Source organism: Mycobacterium sp. NGS66, assembly GCF_059812225.1.
Window position 1 is genome coordinate 534,123 of record NZ_JCALCG010000001.1, and the last position, 13,529, is coordinate 547,651.

At 64.4% G+C, this 13,529-nt stretch carries 13 protein-coding genes; 4 read left to right on the forward strand and 9 right to left on the reverse strand.

All coding sequences use genetic code 11. The features are described 5' to 3' along the window. Positions 1-6: 6 nt before the first annotated feature. Genes AC5Y2L_RS02655 through AC5Y2L_RS02675 form a run of 5 tightly spaced genes read right to left on the reverse strand, consistent with a single transcriptional unit; the run spans position 7 to position 6,452 of the window. Positions 7-1,578, reverse strand: a complete 1,572-nt coding sequence (locus tag AC5Y2L_RS02655; protein WP_499934468.1) for a succinic semialdehyde dehydrogenase — start codon at positions 1,576-1,578, stop codon at positions 7-9. 1 nt (position 1,579) lies between these two features. Beyond that, complete coding sequence (locus AC5Y2L_RS02660) at positions 1,580-3,088, reverse strand: flavin-containing monooxygenase (protein ID WP_499934467.1); 1,509 nt, start codon at positions 3,086-3,088, stop codon at positions 1,580-1,582. Positions 3,089-3,095: 7 nt separating this feature from the next. Next, positions 3,096-4,160, reverse strand: a complete 1,065-nt coding sequence (locus AC5Y2L_RS02665) for a Rieske 2Fe-2S domain-containing protein (protein WP_499934465.1) — start codon at positions 4,158-4,160, stop codon at positions 3,096-3,098. Continuing rightward, positions 4,157-5,158 carry a PDR/VanB family oxidoreductase gene (locus AC5Y2L_RS02670; protein WP_499934464.1) on the reverse strand — a complete coding sequence of 334 codons (1,002 nt, stop codon included), beginning with the start codon at positions 5,156-5,158 and terminating at the stop codon, positions 4,157-4,159. Before AC5Y2L_RS02670 ends, AC5Y2L_RS02665 begins: the two co-directional genes overlap by 4 nt. A 52-nt stretch (positions 5,159-5,210) precedes the next feature. Further along, positions 5,211-6,452 (reverse strand): cytochrome P450, encoded by a 1,242-nt coding sequence (locus AC5Y2L_RS02675; protein ID WP_499934463.1) that lies wholly within the window; start codon positions 6,450-6,452, stop codon positions 5,211-5,213. Here AC5Y2L_RS02675 and AC5Y2L_RS02680 point away from each other — a divergent pair. Next, the gene (locus AC5Y2L_RS02680) at positions 6,451-6,588 is read left to right on the forward strand and encodes a hypothetical protein (RefSeq protein WP_499934461.1); all 138 of its coding nucleotides are present in this window, start codon (positions 6,451-6,453) and stop codon (positions 6,586-6,588) included. The two genes, AC5Y2L_RS02675 and AC5Y2L_RS02680, sit on opposite strands and share 2 nt — an antisense overlap. Before the next feature lie 86 nt (positions 6,589-6,674). On the opposite strand, the gene AC5Y2L_RS02685 is transcribed toward AC5Y2L_RS02680, so the two are convergent. The 4 genes from AC5Y2L_RS02685 to AC5Y2L_RS02700 form a co-directional block, all read right to left on the reverse strand. Next, a complete protein-coding gene (locus tag AC5Y2L_RS02685) occupies positions 6,675-8,162 on the reverse strand; it encodes a long-chain-fatty-acid--CoA ligase (RefSeq protein WP_499934460.1) in 1,488 nt (495 codons plus the stop codon). A gap of 14 nt (positions 8,163-8,176) precedes the next feature. After that, positions 8,177-8,947: a lysophospholipid acyltransferase family protein gene (locus tag AC5Y2L_RS02690; RefSeq protein ID WP_499934648.1), complete on the reverse strand. Its 771-nt coding sequence runs from the start codon at positions 8,945-8,947 to the stop codon at positions 8,177-8,179. Between the two features lie 290 nt (positions 8,948-9,237). After that, positions 9,238-10,413 (reverse strand): PucR family transcriptional regulator, encoded by a 1,176-nt coding sequence (locus AC5Y2L_RS02695; protein WP_499934459.1) that lies wholly within the window; start codon positions 10,411-10,413, stop codon positions 9,238-9,240. After that, positions 10,413-10,577 carry a hypothetical protein gene (locus tag AC5Y2L_RS02700; RefSeq protein ID WP_499934458.1) on the reverse strand — a complete coding sequence of 55 codons (165 nt, stop codon included), beginning with the start codon at positions 10,575-10,577 and terminating at the stop codon, positions 10,413-10,415. The genes AC5Y2L_RS02695 and AC5Y2L_RS02700 overlap by 1 nt, the downstream gene beginning before the upstream one ends. A 188-nt stretch (positions 10,578-10,765) precedes the next feature. Between AC5Y2L_RS02700 and AC5Y2L_RS02705 the strand changes: the two genes are divergently transcribed. The 3 genes from AC5Y2L_RS02705 to AC5Y2L_RS02715 all read left to right on the forward strand — a co-directional run bounded on the left by AC5Y2L_RS02705 (position 10,766) and on the right by AC5Y2L_RS02715 (position 13,329). Beyond that, complete coding sequence (locus tag AC5Y2L_RS02705; RefSeq protein WP_499934647.1) at positions 10,766-12,037, forward strand: PucR family transcriptional regulator; 1,272 nt, start codon at positions 10,766-10,768, stop codon at positions 12,035-12,037. A gap of 180 nt (positions 12,038-12,217) precedes the next feature. Further along, positions 12,218-12,895, forward strand: a complete 678-nt coding sequence (locus AC5Y2L_RS02710) for a TMEM175 family protein (protein WP_499934457.1) — start codon at positions 12,218-12,220, stop codon at positions 12,893-12,895. Positions 12,896-13,002: 107 nt separating this feature from the next. Further along, the gene (locus AC5Y2L_RS02715; RefSeq protein ID WP_499934455.1) at positions 13,003-13,329 is read left to right on the forward strand and encodes a GNAT family N-acetyltransferase; all 327 of its coding nucleotides are present in this window, start codon (positions 13,003-13,005) and stop codon (positions 13,327-13,329) included. Positions 13,330-13,529 lie beyond the last annotated feature (200 nt).

Below are 13,529 nucleotides of genomic sequence, written 5' to 3' on the forward strand. Positions count from 1 at the left end.
GTTCTCCTATCTCACGCCGGGCAGTCGTTTGAGTGCGCGCAGACCCATGCTCATAACCCGCGCGTAACGATCGGCGGGAAGCCAACGTGGCGCGCCGACCGGAAGCAAGTGTTCCACCGCAATCGTCTGCGACTCGGTGTATTTCAGGATCCCGTGCTCGCCGTGGCGGCGACCGATACCCGAGGCCTTCATCCCGCCCATCGGGGCATCGACCGACGCCCACGCGGCCGCATAGGCTTCGTTGATGTTCACAGTGCCGGCCTGCAATCGTGCCGCGACCCGCCGGCCATGCTTTGGATCGGAAGTCCACACACTGAAATTCAGGCCATAGGGGCTGTCGTTGGCCTTGTCGATCGCCTCTTCCTCGCTGTCGACGCGGTACAACGAGACCACGGGCCCGAACGTCTCGTCGGCGAATGCCGTCATGCCTTCCCGGACCCCGGTAAGCACGGTGGGCTCGTAAAAGTAGGGGCCGATGTCCGGGCGCGCTTTACCGCCCGCGAGCACCGTCGCCCCCTTTGCTACCGCGTCGTCGACGTGGCGACTCACCGTTGCGAGTTGCTTCTCGGAGATCAGCGATCCCATATCCGCTGAATAGTCCAGTGCCGCAGAAAGTTTCATGGCCTGCGCAGCTGCCGCGAAGCGGCTGGAGAAGGCGTCCCAAAACTTTGCCGGTACGTAGATCCGTTCCACCGATATGCACAGTTGCCCGGTGTTGGAGAAGGCGGCGCGCAGCGCACCGTCGACTGCCTTGGCGATATCGGCGTCGTCGAGGACCAGCAGTGCGTTCTTGCCGCCCAGCTCCATCGAGCACTCGATCAGCTGCTGGCCGGCCAGTGCCGCGACGTCGCGGCCCACTGCGGTCGACCCGGTGAACATCAGAAAGTCGGAGTGCTCGACGATCGAAGCGCCGAGCTCCGCACCCGAGCCGGTGACGACTGCTATGACGCCGGCGGGCATGCCGGCTTCCTCGAGCAGTCGCACCGCCCATAGCGCCGAAAAGGGCGTCTGGCTATCAGGTTTGGCCAGGACGGCATTGCACGCGACGATGGCCGGAAGTGCGTCGCTGATACCGAGGGTGAGCGGATAGTTCCACGGCGAGATGATGCCCACCAACCCCTTGGGGTGGTGGAGTTCGGTCACCCTCGTCAGGACCAGTTGCGCGCCCTGTCGCCGTTTGGGGCTCAGGTAATCGGCGGCGGTGTGCGCGTAGTACCGTGCCGTGAGGCAGACATCGATGACCTCCTCGAACGCATGCCGACGCGCCTTGCCGTTCTCCAGTTGGATGAGGTCGAGGACTTCGTCCTGGCGGTCCAGCACCATATCGTGGAACCGCAGCAAGACCGCCGCGCGCTCCCGTATCGGCAGTGCCGCCCACCCCGGCTGAACCGACCGGGCACGCTGGGCGGCCGCAGCCACATCCTCGGAAGTGCAGCGCGGGACCTCTCCGAGCGGGTCTCCGGTCATCGCGTTGGTGACTGTCATGGCAGCGGTACCGTTGACGGTTTGAACCTGCACCGCAAGGGCTTTCAGCCGGGCTGCGGCGGGCCCAGTGTCGGTGAGGTGCAGCGTGGCCATGTCAATTCCTAACGAAGTCGCGATCGAGTTCCCGGACCGGCGTGGCGTCGCTCTGGTAGTGCACCGGGTCGAAGTAGCGGGTCTGCCGGCGATAGTCGAAGGTGAAGCTCGGCCAGTTGTTGGTGTTCTTGCCCGCGTCGGTGACATACCAGCTATCGCAACCGGCCTGCCAGACAGTCTTTTTCAACTGGTCTTGCAGGTCTTTGTTGAACTCGGCGTGGGCCTCGGGGCGCACGTCGAGCCACTTGGCGCCATGACTGGCGGCATGTCGCATTGCCTCGAGCACATAGTCGGTCTGGGTCTCCAGCATGTAGATGATGGAGTTATGTCCCAGGTTGGTGTTGGGCCCGTACAACAGAAACAGATTTGGAAACCCCGGCACCGAGATCCCCTTGAAGGCATCCGCGCCGCCTCGCTCGGCCCAAACCTCGTGTATCTCACGACCGTCACGCCCGATGATGTTCATCGGCGCCAGAAAGTCGTTGGTGGCAAAGCCGGTGCCGAAAATGATCGTGTCTACATCCCGCCGGCTACCGTCGGCGGCCACGATGCCCCGGCTGGTGACTTCGATCAGGCCCGCAGGTATGACCTCCACATTCGAGCGGCTCAGCGCGGCGTACCAGTCGTTGGAGATCAGCACCCGTTTGCAACCGATCGCGTAGTCCGGCCGCAACATGTCGCGCAGCTTGTCGTCACTGACTTGAGCGCGGAAGTAACGCTCCCAAGCCTTTTCGATCGCCTTTACCCCGATTCCCTTCGTCAGAGGCAGCACCCGCGCCTCGTGGTAGGCATATTGCCGGGTGCGACTCGCGACCAGCATGGCCGGGAAATGCCGGTACAGATACTTTTCCAGTGGCGTGTACGGGCGGTCCGGCTTGGGCAGCACATACGGAGCCGAGCGTTGCAGCAGATGCAGCCGCGCAACCCGGGGCGCGATCTGCGGGACGAATTGAATCGCCGACGCGCCGCTGCCGACCACCGCGACGCGTTTGCCCCGCAGGTCGTATTCGTGGTCCCACCGTGCGGAGTGAAAGACCTTGCCCGCAAACGATTCCAAGCCGGGGAACTTGGGATCGGCAGGGAGGCTCAGCTGGCCGGTGGCGGCCACCAAGTATCTCGACTCGACGGTGTCCCCATTGTCCAGTGCGACCAGCCATCGACTCGACCCTTCGTCGAACTCGGCCCGATCCACTTCCTGACCGAAGCGGACGTGGTCGATCACACCGTACTTTTGCGCGCAATGGTCGATGTAGCTCTGAATCTCCGGTTGCGTGCCGTACTTGCGTGACCAGTCATGGCTTGGCTCAAAGGAATACGAGTAAAGGTGCGACGGGATGTCGCACGCCGCGCCGGGGTAGGTGTTGTCCCGCCATACCCCGCCAACCCGGTCGCCTTTCTCCAGAATGGTGAACGGGATACCCGCCCGGCGCAGCTTGATACCCATGCAGACACCGCCGAAACCCGCACCGATGATGGTGACTTCGTTGCGATTCCCTGCCGCCATTGTCATCCGGAAGTCATCTGGGTGCGGTGAGAATCCGGCTCAACATGAACCGCCCGGATTCCTCGTCGACCATTTCCAACGCAATGCGCCGCGCCTTGACGGCAGCCCGGTCGGCCTTCACGTTGAGGTCACGCCGGCGCACCGTCTCCTCGCCCAGGCGACGCTGAATCGTTTCCAGCACAACCGCATCCCGCTTCGCCCACTCATGGAACATGGTGCGCAGAAACTCCGTGATGCGGGTGTCGTCAATCGCAAAATTGCGGGCCATCTGCAGGAAGACATGAGTGGTTTGCGGGGTTTCTGGAGTGAATCCCTGAATCCGCAAGAGCTCGTGGCCTTTTCCGTCCTGGGCGCCAGTCTCGGGGGCGATGGCGTAATGCTGGACATGCAGTGCCGGTGAGACGAATGTACCTTCCTCACGCCGGCTGCCGACCGTGTCGGCGGGAAGACCGGTGATCTCCATTTCCCACGGCGCAAGCCTGCTCGGTGGCGTCACCCGGGAGTAAGAGACGGACCTTTCGGACACTTCCACCTCGTTGAGCTGGGGCAGCACCTCGATATCCGGCGGCACGACCTCCGGATGCATCACGAAGACGTCGGTGAGGTCGAGGTAATGCTCGTGCAACAGCAGGTAATTCGCCTCGACACGCAGCACCTCGGTGGTGCTCGCCCAGCCGGTGCCATCGCCGTACCACGGCACCCGCGGCGGCGGGCGCAGCGCGGCAACGCCAGGATCGCCCAGCCAAATCCAGATGAACGGCGACTGCTCAAGCACCGGGTACGTGCGCACGCGGGCGCCGGGCGGCACGTTCTCCTGCGACGGCACGTCGACCAGGCAGCCGTCGGGGTCGTAGCCGAAACCGTGATAGCCGCAGATCACCCGGTCCCCGTCGCGCCGGCCTTCGGACAGCGGATAGGCCCGGTGGATGCAGCGGTCCTCCATCGCCACGATTTCACCGGAGCCACGTCGATACAACAGCACCGGCTTATCGAGCAGGCGACGCGCCAGCAGACCTTGCCCAACCTCGTCGCTGGTCGCAGCGACATACCAACAATTGAACGGGTAGTTGGATCTCATAGGTCGAGCACCAGCCTTTCTGAGCGGGAGCGCGAAACGCAGATCATGATGCTTTGATTCGCTGCCTTCTCCGAGTCGTTGAGTACCGAGTCGCGATGATCGCCCTCGCCCTCGATGATGTCGCACTCGCAGGTGCCGCAGACACCTTCCATGCAGGAGCCCAGCACGTCGACGCCGGCTTCCTCGCAAACTTCGTAGATCGATTTCTCTTGTGGCACAGTCACAGTCACGCCGGAGCGCTGACATTCCACTTCGAATGTCGCCAGCGCATCCGGTGACGGTTCCTCGAGCGCTTTGGCCGAGAACCGCTCGATGTGCAGGCTGCCGTCGGGCCAGGTTTTGCACGCCTCCTCGACAGCGGTCAGCAGTCCCTCGGGTCCGCAGCAGTACACCAGCGTGTTGTCTCCCGGGGCGGACAGCGCCGTGCCGAGACACTCCCGAAAGTTAGCCCCGTCCTGGGCGTCCCGAGCACAGACCGTGACTCGGTCACCGTAGCGCTGCAAGCCGTCGACGAAGGCCATCGACGACCGTGTCCTGCCGCCGTAGACCAGACGCCAGTCTGCGCCCGCCGCCTCAGCAGCCGCGATCATCGGCAGCATCGGTGTTATGCCGATGCCGCCGGCGATGAATAGATACCGCGGCGAACCCACCAGCGGAAAGTGGTTGCGCGGACCACGAACCCGTACCGTGGCACCCTCGTGCAGCTTGTCGTGCACGAACTGGGATCCGCCGCGACTGTTCGGGTCGAGCAAGACCCCGACCTGCCACTCGGCACGGTTTGCGGTGTCGCCGCACAGCGAATACTGGCGCACCAGCGACGGCGTCAGCATCAGGTCGATATGCGCGCCCGGTGCCCACTCGGGCAAGTCGGCGCCGGTCGGGTCCGCAAGCGTCAGCGTGACGACGCCGTCGGAGACCGTTTCACGCCCGCGCACCTCGGCATCGATCTCGACCTCACGATAGGCCGCCCTGGCCCGGGTTGTCTCTGTGGTCGTCATGCGCGCCACTCCTCCTCATCGCCAAGCTCTGCATCGTCGTTGGCGCGGATCGTCACTGTGTTCTCCGCACCGGAATTGAGTTGTATTGGTTGAGGAACAGCGCCCGCACCCGGTTCGGCTCGCCATCGAGTTCGAGGTCGGGGAAGCGTTCCAATGTCTGCTGAATCCACAGCCGCAGCTCTAGCCGGGCGAGGTTGGTGCCGAGGCAGAAGTGGCGCCCCCGACCGCCGAAGGCTTGGTGTTTGTCCGCAAGGCCCTCTCGGGTGATGTCGAACGTGTGCGGATTCGGAAACACCGACTCGTCACGGTTGGAGGCGATGTACCACAGCAGCAGCCGATCGTTTTCTTTGATCTGCTTACCTTTCAGCTCGGTGTCCTTCGTGGCGGCCCGTGCCATGAACGCGAACGCGGGATACATGCGCAGCCCCTCTTCCACCGCCGCGGGAATCAGCTCGGGGTGCTCGCGCAGCTGCTGACGCAGCTCCGGGTTGCGCATGATTTCCAGCATCGTCGAGCTGTAGGTTGCCCGGGTCGAGTCGTTGCCCGCCGACATCAGCAACACGAAGAACGTGGCGATTTCCAGCTCGTTGAGCTTCTCGCCGTCAACCTCGGCGTTGACCATGGCGTCAAGCAGGTTGCCGCCAAGCGAGCCGTCGCGCTTCGCGATCCGACCTTGGGTGTACTCGACGATCTCGGTGACCACTCCCGTCGGGTCATCCCATTGCTTGCGGATTTCCGGATCTTCGAACGCGGTGAACACGTTGGTCCAGTGCACCAGCGTGGCATCGTCCTCGGGCGGAGTGCCCAGCAGCGAACCGATCACCCGGGCCGGGATGGGCCGCGCGACATCGGCGACCAGGTCGAATCGCTCCTTGTCGGCCACGCTGTCGAGCACACCGCTGATGATCTGCTTGACGTGCCCCTCGTGACCAGCGACCGCCTCCGGGGTGAACTCCTTGATGACCATCGCCTTGAGTCGGTCGTGGCGCGGCGGGTCCATCGAAATCAGCTGCAGTCGCTGAAGATCCAATGAGATGCTGCCTATCTCATCCCAATGGAAGATGCCGCGCCTTTCCGAGGAGAACGTCCGGTGATCGCGGCTCACGGTACGCACGTCCTCGAAGGTCGTGATGTCCCAGAACCCGCCCTCTTCCGGCCGGTTGCGTTGTGGACTGAAGTGCACCGGGTCTTCGCGCTGCATCCGAGCGAACAGCTCATAAGGCGGGCCGTCGTCCCACACCGCTTGGTCGGCCAGGTCGACAGTGTCGAGATCCCGTTCGTGGATGGCTGTCATGGCTGCTCCTTTTACTTACGTTGAATTACTTTGCGTTTCGGGCGTTGCGATGGGACTTGCCGTCGAAGGGGCTGCTGATGGTGTTCAGTCTGCGCCGATGCGCCTTGACGGTAAATGGTTTGAGGGCAAAGATTGACGCCGGCACGCAATCGAATCGCGACCACGTCGAGTCACGTGGGTGCGCGAGTGCTTGCAGCCAAAATCCCTCTATCGCAAGCGATTTCATAGCGCCTCTACCGGGACTGCCGGAACGGCTATGTCGCGTTTGAGAATCTTGCCGGTCGGGCCCTTGGGCAGTTCGTCGACGAACCAGATCCGCCGCGGGTACTTGTACGAGGCGACCCGCTCCTTGACGAAGTCGCGGATCGCCGCGACGTCGGCCTCGGCTCCGGGTAGTAGGGCGATCGCGGCACCGACCTCTTCGCCGAGCAGCTCGTCCGGGACCCCGATCACCGCGGCCTCGCGAACGGCGGGATGCTCGTGCAGGACCTCTTCGATCTCACGCGGGTAAACGTTGTAGCCGCCGCGGATGATCATGTCCTTGAAGCGGTCGACGATGAAGAAGTAGCCGTCGGCGTCGACGCGTGCCAGGTCGCCGGTGCGGAACCAGCCGTCAGCATCGATGGCCGCGGCCGTCGCGTCGGGCCGGTTCCAGTAGCCCTTCATGACGTTGGGTCCGCGGATGGCGATTTCGCCGACGCCGTCGTGGCCCGGCTCAAGCAGCTTCATCTCGACGCCGTCGACCGGCGTGCCGATCGAGCCGGGTTTGGGCTCCCGCCCGGGATGGTTGAACGAGGCCACCGGAGAGGTTTCGCTCAGTCCGTAGCCCTCGAGCACCATAACGTCGAAGGCGCTTTCGAAGGCGCGCATCACCTCGACCGGCATCGCGGCCCCGCCGGAGATGCACAGCCGCAGTGAACCCGTGTCGGGACGCGCGGCGCTGTGCAGCATTGCGGCGAACATCGTTGGTACGCCTTCGAATACGCTGACCCGGTCACGCTCGATGATCTCCAGCGCCCGCTCGGGTGAGAACCGCGGAATCAGCGTCAGGCAACTTCCCGCTGCGACCGCGGCGTTCAAGCCTGCGGTTTGCCCGAACGCGTGAAACAGCGGCAGCGCGCCAAGAATCACATCGTGGGCCGAGAGGTCCAGCATCCGCGCCACCGTCTCGGCGTTGTGTCGCAGGTTGGCGTGAGTCAGCTCCGCGCCCTTCGGCGTTCCGGTGGTGCCCGAGGTGTAGAGGATGACAGCGGTATCGGTCTCCAGACGCGGAACCGGTTCGGCGACGGGCGCGGCGGAGCAGATCAGCTCTTCGAACTCACCCGGGATTACCGCGATGCACTCGGCCCCGGCGGCGTCCGCGCCCGCCTGGGCGGCCGGGACGAACTCGTGCCAGGCCAGCACCGCCTTGGCCGCCGAGTCGGAGAGGTAGAAGGTCGTCTCGCGTTCTTTCAGCAGTACATTCATCGGCACCACCACCCCGCCGGCACGCAGCACGCCGTAGTAGGCGACGGCGAAGTAGGGGACGTTGGGCAACATGACGCCGACGCGGTCGCCGGGACGCAGGCCCCGCTCGACCAGCAAGCCGGCCAGGCAGGCGCTGGCGGCATCGAGTCCCGCGTAGGGGATTTCGATCTCGTCGAGGCGCAGCGCGACGCGGTCGGGTTGGCGGCGCGCGGTCGCTGTCAGGTTCTCCGCCAGGCTGGTCATCACGTCACCTCGGATCAACCCAGAATCGGGAAGCTGCGACGTTTGGCGAGGCGATCCATGCCGTCTTGGATCGCGCCTTCGACCTGGTCGTATATCGAGTTGACGTATTCGGTGTCGTCGGCGCGTTCAGGGTCGGTGTCGACGTGGATCGGGTCCAGGAACTCGGTGCGGATCTTTGCCGGCAGCGGCAGGTGGGCGGGCAGGATCTCGATGGCGAGCGGGAACGGCACGCCGGCGATGATCGGCGCCGTGGCACCGCGCAGCCGCTTGCCCAGGCCCGTCCAGCGGGCGATGAACCGGCCTTCGGACAACACGAAGACGGTGTCGTGCCCGCCGATGGTCGCCACCGGCACGATGGGTACGCCGGAGCGAATCGCTTGGCGGACAAAGCCTTTGCGGCCGAACAACAGCGCCTTGTCGCGATGACGCCAGCTACGCATCGCGTCTTGCTCGCCGCCGGGCCACACGATTACGTCGTGGCCGGCGGCCAGCGCTTTGGTGACACCCTGCCGCGAAGCCGGGATGACGCCGACCGCCTTGAAGTAGTCACCCAGCAGCGGTGCGGCCATCAGCACGTCGTGGGCGGTGCCGTGCAGGATTCGGCGGCCTTCGAAGCGGCGGTACCACGAATGCACCAACGTCCAGGCGTCCATCGTCAAGGCGCCACCGGAATGGATGCCGATCAGCAGCGACGGCTCGTCCGGGATCCGGTGCCAGCCGTCGATCTCGAGGCGAAAATAGTGGTCGCACAAGAAGTTCCAGATCGGGTTCTGCACGTAGCGCATGAACTTTGCGTTGGGGCCGCGAAGCTGTTCGGACTCGCCAGTGCGCGCGGCGACCAGTTGCGCCAGCCATCCCTGCGGCGGCCGCGCCTTGCCGTTGGGCACGGTCTCGATCATGTCCGTCAACCCGTTGCGCGGGGTTGTCGTCGTCACCATCGGTTCTCCTCGTTTTCGTCGTCCGGTTCAGCTGGGAGAGACGCGGCCCGGCACAGACACACGGTCGAGTGTCCGTCCGCTGTGACCGCACGTCATCAGAGCCGATTCCGAGATTTCCCAGTCGACCTTGGCGGCCATCACAAACGCATTCCGGAAAGCTCGAGGGCCCACCACAGCCCGACGAGCACCTCTGTCTCGTGCAGACTTGCGCCGGTCAATTCCTCGAACCGGGTCAGCCGGTAACGAACGGTGTTCTGATGAACGAACAACCGCTTGGCAGTTCGATCCACGTGCATGTCGCAGGCCAGATAGGCGCGTAGCGTCGCCAGCAATTCGGTGGCCGAACCGCCGGCGGCCAACGGTTCTAGATATCGCTGCTTGAGCATTTCACCGATATCGAGATCCATTGCGACGGCTGCCCGCACCCCTAACGAACCGATGTCGTAGGCACCGCGCAGATTGCACGCCTGCGCCGTCATCAACGCGCGGGCGGCAAGCCGATACGACTCGGCAAGGTGCTTCAGCGATCTCGGTGGGCCGAACCCGGCGACCCCGTCGATGGTGCTGGGCGGCGGCTCACTCAGGAATCCCGCGATGTCGCCGTCGACGACCGCGCACAGTCCGCGTCGGCGCTGATCGGCTGCACCGAAACCCAGCGCCCGCTCCAGCTGGCGTCGATGCACCCCGTCCACAAGCCGGGCCCGGACCGCGACATATTCGCCTGCCGGGTCGAGCCCGTACACTTCGGCGTGCACGGCGACCTCGGCGACGGGGAGCGTACCCAGCAGCACACCTCGAACGAAGGCCGTGCGCCGTTCTTCTTCGGCGATGGCCTGCGCGACTTCGGCGCGGCGATGCGCCTTGGCCGTCGCGACCATCGCGACGTCCGACCATGCCAGCACCGACTGGATGAATTCCAGTATCTGGCCGTCTTCGACGGCGGAACGTCGGACGATCTCGCGCGCATAACCGAAGACCACTTCGACACCGATCCGCCAGGCGCGAAGCATGTCATCGACGGGAATACCTTGGCGGGCCCGCGCCTCACCGATCTCGGCCAGCTCCGCCAGTTCGTCGTCGCTGACATCCGCATGGCCGCCGCCGGCGGACACCAGCACCCGGTGAACCTGCAGTCCCACTTCCGCGGCGAGCGTCTGCCGCGGAATTGAGCGGTACGCCGGAAGCCGGGCCTGCATGGCCTCACCGATGCGGTCGGCAAGCTCTTTGTGCTCGTCGAGCATCGTCTCGAACAAGACGCTGCCGCTTCGGGCTTCCGGCGCTCGGCCCGGCAGGGTCACCAGTTGGGGTGTCATCAGGCCCGAGCGGCAGCGGGAATGGGCCGAGCCGGCAGCGACTTGGCGGCCGCCCTACCCGTCCGGTCGGTCCGAAACTCGCCGACCGCGTGCGTAACGGTGACGCCGAGCGGGATCAGCACGGGCAGCAGGATCATGACCAGATAGATGACCAAGCCGAGCATGGAGTCTCTCCTTTCTCCGCAAAGCGAAGACAGTTGGATTTCGTTGATCAGACGCTCGGGGCTGAATTCGAGGCCGCCCTGCGCTGGTGAAGAAGTTACGGAGAACGCGCCTGCGGGTCGACGTCCTGCGGCGACCAACTATCGGCAAGCCGTTGTCTTGCGAAGACAACGCCGACTACGTTCGGACCATGGGGGCGAACGGCAGTGGGACCGACCCCGCGATCGTTGCGAAGACCGCGGCGCTGGTTGCCGCCAGGCTCGATGACCAACTGGAGGCGGCGACGCAGTCAATCCAGCAACTGGTGGTCAGCGAGATCACGGAGCTGGCCGGTGACGCGCAGTTGGTGCAATTGCTGCGCGACACCGTGACGTCCAACGTCGACACGTTCTTCTCGGCGGTTCGCAACGGCATACCCGTCGAGCACATCGAGCCACCTACTGCCGCGCTCGAGTACGCCCGACGGTTGGCGCAGCGCGAGGTTTCGGCGAACGCATTGGTGCGGGCTTACCGGCTCGGGCATCGGGCGGCATTAGAGTTCGTGCTCAACGAGATTCGGGCATCGGGCCTCGATCCGCAACTGGCTCTGGACGTCTACGAGCAGATGGCGGCGGTGTCGTTCGCATACATCGACCTGGTCTCGTTACGGGTGGTGGCCACCTATCAGGACGAGCGCGATCGATGGTTGAGCAACCGAAACACCTTCCGCGCACTACATGTTCGTGAGCTGCTTGCCGGTGGCGACGCCGATGTCGACACGGCGACCCTCGACATCCGCTACCCGCTGCGCCGTCTGCACGTCGCGATCGTCACGTGGTGTAGCTCGACCGACGCAATCGAGCTGGACTCGATGGAACGCTTCGTGCACAAGCTGGCTGAATCGGTTGGCGCGCAGGAAAATCCGTTGTTCATTTCGGTGGACCGGGTGACCGGTTGGGCTTGGATCCCGCTATCGCGCGATTCGGCGCCGAACGCGCTCGCCACGATTCGCAAGTTCGCGGAGTCGGTACCGGATGGGCCGTCTATCGCGGTCGGCAACCCGCTGCCGGGAATCGACGGCTTCCGCCGCTCACATCAGCAGGCTGAACATGGCCGCTCGGTGGCGATCGCGTCGGGCACCGACAGCCGGCGGATCATCACCCCCAACGATCCGGGCCTGGCGATAGCGGCGCTGCTCGGCGAGAACGTCGAGTCCGCCTCGGCGTGGATCGCCGAGGTGCTCGGGCCGCTGGCGTCCGACACCGAAGCCGACGAGCGGTTGCGCGAAACGCTGCGCGTCTTCCTGCGCACCGGCGGGAGCCACAAGGCCGCCGCCGAAGAGCTGCACCTGCATTCCAACTCGGTCAAATACCGGGTGAACCGGGCCGTCGAACGACGTGGCCGGCCCATCGCCGACGACCGCTTGGATGTCGAGGTTGCGTTGCTGCTGTGCCACTGGTTCGGCGCGGCCGTGCTGGGGTGAGCGGGTCGGCTGCTAATCCTTGGCGTTGGATGTGAATCGTGGGTTTTGGTTGTGAATCCTGGGCGGAAAATCGGCCAGATTCCCGCCCTACGCGCACACCCAAAGCCACAGGCTCACAATGAAATCCGTAGGTTCACAAGGAAACCGTGAGCTCACGCCACGACCACCGAGGATTCAGCCATGCGACCAGAATCGGACGACCACGATGGAACCGTCGAGCAGCCCAGTCTGCCGTTACCCGATACGAACCGGCTCGAGGCATTCAGCGACGGAGTATTCGCGATCGTGGTCACCCTGCTGGTGCTCGACTTGAAGCCACCAGTGCACGCGCAGGGTCAGTTGCTGTCGGCGCTGGGCCGCCAATGGCCTTCGTATCTCGCATATTTCGCGTCATTCGCCTACATCGCAGTCATTTGGCTGAATCACCATCAAACATTCGTTGGTATCCAGCGCGTCAACCCCGGCGTGCACTTTGCCAACCTCGCCCTGCTGCTGACCACAGCCTTGATCCCGTTTCCCACCGCTGTGTTGTCTCAGGCGTTCATCGAAGGCATCGACAGCACGGACGCACGTGCCGCGGTGGCCCTGTACGCCGGCATCGCCACCGCGATGTGCGCGAGCTGGCTGCTGCTTTACCATCAGGTCCACCGTCACCGCCACCGTTTGCTCGAGGAGGGCGCCCACCGCGAAATGTTCGGCGCCGAGCGCATGCGCGCGATCGTCGGCATCGTGGCCTATCTGGCAGCGGGCATCGTCGGGGCGTTGTGGTTGCCGGCGATCGCGCTGGTGGTCTTTGTGGCGCTGCCCGTCTTCTACGGCCTCACCAGCGGGGGGCTGGGATCCGTGCGGCGCAAATAACCGTTCAGGCGGTAGCGTCGTTACCAGCGACCGACACTGCCATAGGGGGTCCCGTGCTAGGACGACGAAAAGGCCGAGGACTGTTCACGCGACCGGGAGGCGGCGCAGTGAGGGAACCCACCGTCATCAATGCGGGCGAGCTCAAGCGTTACGAGATCAGTGCCGACGGCGTCTACGCCGGCCTGGCCTCCTACGTCGACACCCGCAGTCAGCGCATCTTCTACCACACCGAGATCGACGACAAGTTCGCCGGCCGCGGCCTGGCCAGCACGCTGATCGCGTTCGCGCTGGACGATACCCGCGCCGCAGGAATCCGGATCGTGGCGATCTGCCCATTTGTCGCCGCCTACGTCGACAAACACGAGGATTACGACGACATCCTCGACCCCATCACTCCGCAGGCGCATGCCGTGGTGCGGGCTGAATTGGCTTGAGCCGGAGATACTCAAGGTTGCTACCGCAACCTCGAGTACCTCGGTTACCGGCGCGATACTAGCGGCGATACCGCATCGAAAAACGCAGCATGGCCGGTGTTTTCGGTACTAGAGTGGCTGGTGATGCCATAGCGAGAGTCCGGTGGCAATCACCGTGCAGTTCGGCCAAATTGGAAATTTACACACCAGACAAATTCGCC

Coding starts and splice junctions, on each gene's coding strand:
- AC5Y2L_RS02655 (WP_499934468.1), bottom strand. CDS start 1,578: ATGGCCACGCTGCACCTCACCGACACTGGGCCCGCCGCAGCCCGGCTG.
- AC5Y2L_RS02660 (WP_499934467.1), bottom strand. CDS start 3,088: ATGACAATGGCGGCAGGGAATCGCAACGAAGTCACCATCATCGGTGCG.
- AC5Y2L_RS02665 (WP_499934465.1), bottom strand. CDS start 4,160: ATGAGATCCAACTACCCGTTCAATTGTTGGTATGTCGCTGCGACCAGC.
- AC5Y2L_RS02670 (WP_499934464.1), bottom strand. CDS start 5,158: ATGACGACCACAGAGACAACCCGGGCCAGGGCGGCCTATCGTGAGGTC.
- AC5Y2L_RS02680 (WP_499934461.1), top strand. CDS start 6,451: ATGGCTGCTCCTTTTACTTACGTTGAATTACTTTGCGTTTCGGGCGTT.
- AC5Y2L_RS02675 (WP_499934463.1), bottom strand. CDS start 6,452: ATGACAGCCATCCACGAACGGGATCTCGACACTGTCGACCTGGCCGAC.
- AC5Y2L_RS02685 (WP_499934460.1), bottom strand. CDS start 8,162: ATGACCAGCCTGGCGGAGAACCTGACAGCGACCGCGCGCCGCCAACCC.
- AC5Y2L_RS02690 (WP_499934648.1), bottom strand. CDS start 8,947: ATGCGCTACGTGCAGAACCCGATCTGGAACTTCTTGTGCGACCACTAT.
- AC5Y2L_RS02695 (WP_499934459.1), bottom strand. CDS start 10,413: ATGACACCCCAACTGGTGACCCTGCCGGGCCGAGCGCCGGAAGCCCGA.
- AC5Y2L_RS02700 (WP_499934458.1), bottom strand. CDS start 10,577: ATGCTCGGCTTGGTCATCTATCTGGTCATGATCCTGCTGCCCGTGCTG.
- AC5Y2L_RS02705 (WP_499934647.1), top strand. CDS start 10,766: ATGGGGGCGAACGGCAGTGGGACCGACCCCGCGATCGTTGCGAAGACC.
- AC5Y2L_RS02710 (WP_499934457.1), top strand. CDS start 12,218: ATGCGACCAGAATCGGACGACCACGATGGAACCGTCGAGCAGCCCAGT.